4 protein-coding genes and 1 pseudogene are annotated in these 6,337 nt (G+C 68.3%); 4 read left to right on the plus strand and 1 reads right to left on the minus strand.

Features of this window, described 5'->3' with window-relative positions; genetic code table 11:
* A pseudogene (locus AAG801_RS39460) lies at positions 1 to 1,017 on the plus strand (hypothetical protein); the annotation flags it as partial.
* Here AAG801_RS39460 and AAG801_RS39465 read toward each other — a convergent pair.
* Positions 1,014 to 1,211 (minus strand): hypothetical protein, encoded by a 198-nt coding sequence (locus tag AAG801_RS39465; RefSeq protein ID WP_341893331.1) that lies wholly within the window; start codon positions 1,209 to 1,211, stop codon positions 1,014 to 1,016. The pseudogene AAG801_RS39460 and the gene AAG801_RS39465 sit on opposite strands and share 4 nt — an antisense overlap.
* A gap of 2 nt (positions 1,212 to 1,213) precedes the next feature.
* On the opposite strand from AAG801_RS39465, the gene AAG801_RS39470 reads away from it, so the two are divergent.
* From AAG801_RS39470 to AAG801_RS39480, 3 genes are all read left to right on the plus strand, one after another.
* A complete protein-coding gene (locus tag AAG801_RS39470; protein WP_341893332.1) occupies positions 1,214 to 2,209 on the plus strand; it encodes an OmpA family protein in 996 nt (331 codons plus the stop codon).
* Between the two features lie 379 nt (positions 2,210 to 2,588).
* Positions 2,589 to 4,805, plus strand: a complete 2,217-nt coding sequence (locus AAG801_RS39475) for a type I secretion system permease/ATPase (protein WP_341893333.1) — start codon at positions 2,589 to 2,591, stop codon at positions 4,803 to 4,805.
* Positions 4,806 to 4,833: 28 nt separating this feature from the next.
* A complete protein-coding gene (locus tag AAG801_RS39480) occupies positions 4,834 to 6,150 on the plus strand; it encodes an HlyD family type I secretion periplasmic adaptor subunit (RefSeq protein WP_341893334.1) in 1,317 nt (438 codons plus the stop codon).
* The last annotated feature ends 187 nt before the right edge of the window (positions 6,151 to 6,337 follow it).

Consider the following 6,337-nt stretch of genomic DNA (forward strand, 5'->3'; position numbering starts at 1 on the left):
AACATACTCATCGCCGATGCCCTGTCCGTGCAAGGGCCGTTCCTCGACTTCGCGGTGGCGAAGGGAACGGATTCTTTCGCCTTCGATCTGGCCTTCGGCCTGAATGACGCGTTCAAGATGACGGTCTATGACACGGCAGGCAACGTGCTCGAAACCGTCACGCTGAACGACGGGTCGGGGTCGGACGTCATGGACTACAAGAACGTTGCGGTCAGCGCGCCCGTCGGCAAACTGATCGGCCACGTCGCCTTGGAAGCCATGGGGCCGGGCGTCGGCATCTACATGGACAACTTCCAGATCGGCGGCGGCGCCACCGCCAACCTCGACGCCAAGGCCGTCATCATCGATCCGGTGGGCAATGTGTCGGACGAGCGCGGGGCCATGGGCGCGTTCAACGCGGTCCTGGACACGGCGATCGACGACGTGGACACCGGATCGGGCGACAGCGCCTATGTGCTGAGTGACGTGACCCACGCCTACACCGAAAGCGACGACGCGATCATCGCCAGGCTCGGCTTCGCCGATCGACTCGAAGGCGGCGCCGGCAACGACACCTTCACGAACGTCGGTACGGCGGACGTGGTGCATGGCGGCGCGGGCAACGACGCGGTGCGCATCCACAGCGGCGACTTCGAACGCCTCGACGGCGGCCTGGGCATCGACACGCTGGTGATGGACGGCAAGGCGATGCACATCGACCTGTCGGCCCTCGGCCTGGCGAAGGTGCAGGGCTTCGAGAAGTTCGACCTGGGCGCAGGCGGTAACACGCTGGCGCTGAGCACGAGCGACGTGCTGGCCGGCGGTGCGCGTGACATGGTCACGGCCGACGGCAAGGTGCAGATGCTGGTCAACGGCGCCAACGGCGAAGTCGACCTGCTCGGCGGCCACGACGGCGGCGACGGCTGGATGCAGGGCAGCAATGCCACGGTGGGCGGTGTGACGTACAGCGTCTACACCAACCTCGCCGGCACGGCCGAGCTGCTGGTCGAGGACAAGGTCCACGTGACGATCCTCTAAGCCTGCAGGCCAGCCCGCCAGCCGATTTGATCGGCTGGCGGGTGGGTCGGCGGGTTGACCGGCACGCGCGACGGCTCATGGCCGTCGCGTGCTGCCGGCCGGCCCGCCGCGGCCTTCTTCCCTTTTTCTTCCTTCGTTTTCTTTTCCTCATTCACTGTTTGATGGATGCCCCTGCCCGGGGCATCGGGAGCCATTCATGACGTCGTCTTCTTCTTCCTTGTCCTCTTCGATTTTTTCCGGCCACAGCGTTCGCGCGGCCGCACTCGTGGCACTGGGCCTGCTGGCCGCCACCGCGGCCGGGGCGCAGCAGCAGCCACAGCCCCAACAGCAACCCCAGAAGCAGCCGGCCGCCGCCCGTTCGGGGGCGGCCTACCGCGCGGTGCCCGCTGCGGCGCCCGACCAGGCGCAGGTGATCTTCTTTCGCAGCGCGGGCACGTCGGCATCGGGCAGCCGCCCGGGCGCGGCGCACGTGTACATCGACGGCGAGTTCCACGCCGCGCTGCTGCCCAACAGCTTCACGCGCCTGTGCGTGCGCCCGGGCAACCACTCGGTCGAGGCCTACATCGGTGATGCGCCGACCTACGAAGGCAAGTCGAACCCACGCACGCGCGCCGAGCTCGAAGCCGGCAAGACGGTGTTCGTGGCCGTGTCGGAGCAGGACGGTTCGGGCGCGCCGGTGCCTTACCGCCGCGCCGATGCCGAGCGCATGCTGTCGGGCGCGCGCGAGCAGCGCCACGTGATCAGCCGGGCCGTCGCCGTGCAGCCCTGCCGCGACGCGGTGGTGCAGGCGCCGCCGGTCGAGAAGGCCCGCTACACGCTCAACACGGACACGCTGTTCGCGTTCGGCCGCGCCGACCTCGCCGCGATGACCGCCAAGGGCCGCACGGCGCTGGCCGAAGTGGCGACGCAGATCCGCGCGAACTCGCTGGACGGCGTGACGCGCATCGCGGTGCGCGGCCATGCGGACCCGATCGGCACGGCGCCCGAGAACCTGCGCCTGTCGGAGCTGCGTGCGCAGACGGTGAGCCGCGTGCTGGCCGACGAAGGCCTGCCGGCCGACCGCATCGCGGCCGAAGGCATGGGCAGCCGCGAGACGGTGGTGTCGTGCGCGCCCGGCCGTTCGCGCGACGCGCGCATTGCATGCAACGCACCGAACCGCCGCGTCGAGGTGGTGGTGCAAGGCGTGAAGTAAGCCGACCGACCCCGCCGACGGCCCCCCGGCCGCGCGGTTCGCAGGGTGTGGAACTTTGCCGCGCAACGGCAGGGACCACGCCCTTTCGGGCGTGCAGGGGCCGCAATTTCGGACGAGTCCGATGGATTGTTCAGGGGCTCATTTGTAAAGTCCTTGGCATGGGAACGGCGCGTGCCGCCGGCTACCGGCTTCGAGATCCCCAGCCGCTGCAACGGCGCATGAGGGGACTCCTGCGAATTCCATTTCAGTGCCATGCAGGTCCGATGCCCCAGGGGGGCGGGGACGGGTGTTGCCCTGAGGTTTCAAGGCACACCACCCCGGCATCGCGGCCTTGCCGCAATGCCGCATGCATCACAACGAGCGAAAAAGGAACAACGACATGGCTGCAGTGATCGCGCAGGACGCACCTGGCAAAGCACCCCCCTCGACGGACATGGTGGCGGAAGAGCGCGACACCTTGCTGCGCGCCGTGCACTGGCTGTGCGCGCACCACGGCCGCACGCTGAGCGAGGCCGCGCTGCAGGCCGGGCTGCCGCGCGACGTGCGGCTGTCGCCCACGCTGGCGGTGCGCATCCTGGAGCAGGCGGGCATCGGCGCGGGCTGGGTCAAGCGCGACGTAGGCGACCTGCTGTCGTACCTGTTCCCGGTGGTGGCGCTGCGCAAGGAAGGCGGCGCCTGCGTGATCACCGGCCGCAAGGGCCAGGGCGACAAGGCCCTGTACGACGTGATCCTGCCGGAAGCCGGCACGGGCACGATGACGCTCAACGCCACCGAGATGAACGCGCTGTACGGCGGCCATGCGCTGCTGTCCAAGCCGCATGCGCAGCTGGACGACCGCGCGGGCCCCGAGGCTGAAGAGTCGGAGGGCCACTGGCTTTTTTCCACGCTGTGGCGTTACCGGCGCTACTACGCGAGCGCCGCGCTGGCGGCGCTGCTGATCAACATCCTCACGCTGGCGAGCACCTTCTTCACGATGAACGTGTACGACCGCGTGGTGCCCAACCAGGCCTACGTGACGCTGTGGTCGCTGGCCATCGGCGTGGTGTTTGCGATGGTGTTCGAGTTCAGCGCGCGCCACGTGCGTTCGCACCTGGTCGACATGGCCGGCAAGAAGGCCGACCTGATCCTGGGTTCGATGCTGTTCCGCAAGCTGCTGGCCACGCGCATGGAGCACAAGCCGCAGTCGTCGGGCTCGGCGGCCAACCAGCTGCGCGAGTTCGAGTCGGTGCGCGACTTCGTGACCTCGGCCACCATTTCGACGCTGTCGGACCTGCCGTTCTGCCTGCTGTTCGTGGGCATCATCTTCATGATCGGCGGGCCGCTGGCGCTGGTGCCGCTGCTGTCGATTCCGCTCATCATTCTGATCAGCGTGGCCATCCAGTGGCCGCTGGCCAAGGTGATGCAGGAGAACCTGCGCGAGGGCTCGCTCAAGCAGGGCCTGCTCATCGAATCGATCGAAGGCATCGAGTCGCTCAAGGCCGCGCGCGGCGAGGGCGTGATGCAGCAGAAGTGGGAAACCTTCAGCGCACTGGCCGCCACGAGCTCGATGAAGTCGCGCAAGCTCTCGAGCATGGCGGTGAATCTGGTCACGCTGATCCAGCAGGTGCAGACCGTCATTCTGGTGGTGTGGGGCGTGTACCTCATTCATGCCGGCGAGTTCACGATGGGCGCGCTGTTCGGCACGGTGATCCTGGCCGGGCGCTCGACCTCGCCGCTGGCGGCGGTGGTGGGCCTGGCGGTGCGCTACCAGCAGGCCAAGACGGCGCTGACCTCGCTCAACCAGGTGATGGCCAAGCCGGCCGACCGCGTGGCCGAGCGCCGCTACCTGGCCAAGCCGGTGTTCAAGGGCGACGTGACGCTCAAGAAGATCAACTTCGCCTACCCCGCGCCGCCCATGCAGCCGGCACCGCCGGTGCTGCAGGACGTGAGCCTGACGATCAAGGCGGGCGAACGCATTGCCATCCTGGGCAACATCGGTTGCGGCAAGTCGACGCTGCTGCGCGTGATGGCCGCGATGTACCAGCCCGGTGCCGGGCAGGTGCTGCTCGACGGCATCGACGTGGGCCAGATCGACCCGGCCGACGTGCGCGCCGCCGTGGGCCTGCTGAGCCAGGACGCGCGCCTGTTCCACGGCACGCTGCGCGACAACGTGACCATCGGCTACCCGGCGGCGACCACGGAAGCGTTTCTGCACGTGGCGCGCATCACCGGCATCGACGCGATCGCGGCGCGCCATCCGCGCGGCTACGACATGCCGATCGGCGAAGGCGGCCACGGCCTGTCGGGCGGGCAGCGCCAGCTGGTGGCGCTCGCGCGCTGCCTGCTGCTGCGCCCGCGCATCCTGCTGATGGACGAGCCCACGAGCTCGATGGACCTGCAGACCGAACACGAATTCCTGCGCCGCATGGCGCATGTCACCCAGGGCCAGACCCTGGTGGTGGCCACGCACCGGCTGTCGGTGCTCGACCTGGTCGACCGCATCGTCGTGATGGACGGCGACGGCAAGGTGTTCCTGGACGGACCCAAGGACACGGTGCTGGCGCGGTTGCGCGGCGCGGCCAGCAATGAACCGAATGAACAAGCGATGCCCGCGTGAGCGCGCGCCCCGCCAAGGAAACGATGCCATGAACACGAACGAAACCACCGCAGGCCTTGACGCCGGCAAGGCGCTGCCGATGCCGGTGACCGCCCCCGCGGCGAAGCTGCCCGCGAAGATCGCGGGCCCGACCGGCCACGCGCGCCACGAAGACTCTCCTTTCGTGAAGGACCTGCGCGAGGCGATGCTGGTGCAGAAGACGCCGGGCAGCCTGCTGGTGCTGTACCTGATCGCCGCGATCCTCGTGGTCGGCGCGGTGTGGGCGCACTTTGCGAAGGTGGAAGAGATCACGCAGGGCGAAGGCCGCGTGATTCCGGCCAGCCGCGAACAGATCATTCAAAGCCTGGAAGGCGGCATCCTCGAAGAGATGAACGTGCACGAAGGCGACGTGGTCGAGCGCGGGCAGATCCTGCTCGAGATCGACGCCACGCGCGCCGGTGCCTCGTACCGCGAAGGGCTGTCGAAGGTGCAGGCGCTCAAGGGCGCGATTGCCCGGCTGCGCGCCGAGGCCTATGCGCAGCCGCTGGTGTTTCCCGCGGACGTGCAGGGTGTGGACTCGATCGTGCGCGACGAGACGCAGGCCTACAACGCACGCCGCCAGACGCTGAACGAAAGCGTGGGCGCGCTGAACCGCAGCCTGCAGCTGGCCGAGCGCGAGATCTCGCTGTCGGAGCCGCTGTCGGCGCGCGGCCTGATGTCGGAAGTGGAAATCCTGCGCATGAAGCGCCAGTCCAACGAGTTCCGCCTGCAGATCGCCGAGCGCCAGAACAAGTACCGCGCCGAGGCCAACGCCGAGCTGACGCGCTTCGAGGGCGAGCTGGCGCAGGCCAAGGAGAACATGGGCGCGCGCGAAGACGTGGTCAAGCGCACGACCATCAAGGCGCCCGTGAAGGGCACCGTGAAGAACATCCGCGCCAACACCATCGGCGGCGTGATCCAGCAGGGCGCGGACATCATGGAGATCGTGCCGCTGGAAGACCAGCTGCTGATCGAAGCCAAGATCAAGCCGTCGGACGTGGCGTTCATTCGCCCGATGCTGCCGGCCACGGTGAAGATCTCGGCCTACGACTACGGCATCTACGGCGGCCTCACCGGCACCGTGGAGCACCTGAGCCCCGACACGCTGCGCGACGACGAGAAGGCGCGCCAGGGCGCGCGCGGCGACACGTCGTACTACCGGCTGCTGGTGCGCACGGACAAGGCGTCATTGAGCGCGGGCGACAAGGAGTTCCCCATCATTCCCGGCATGACCGCGACGGTCGAGATCCGCACGGGCGAGAAATCAGTTCTGAGCTACCTGCTGAAGCCGGTGCTCAAGGCACGCGAAGCGTTTCGCGAGCGATAGGCACAAAGGCAGGAGTCCAGATCATGAGAACGAAGAAGAAATCCATGCAGTCGGGCGTGTGCGCGCTGCTGTCGGTGTCGGTGCTGTTCGGCGCCGGGGCAGCGTCCGCCCAAGCCGTGCAGGGCGATGCGCCCGCGCTGAAGGTGGCGCGCCGCCTGGCCGCACCGCCGGCCACGGCCCCCGTGCC

The organism is Variovorax sp. YR752 (assembly GCF_943372545.1).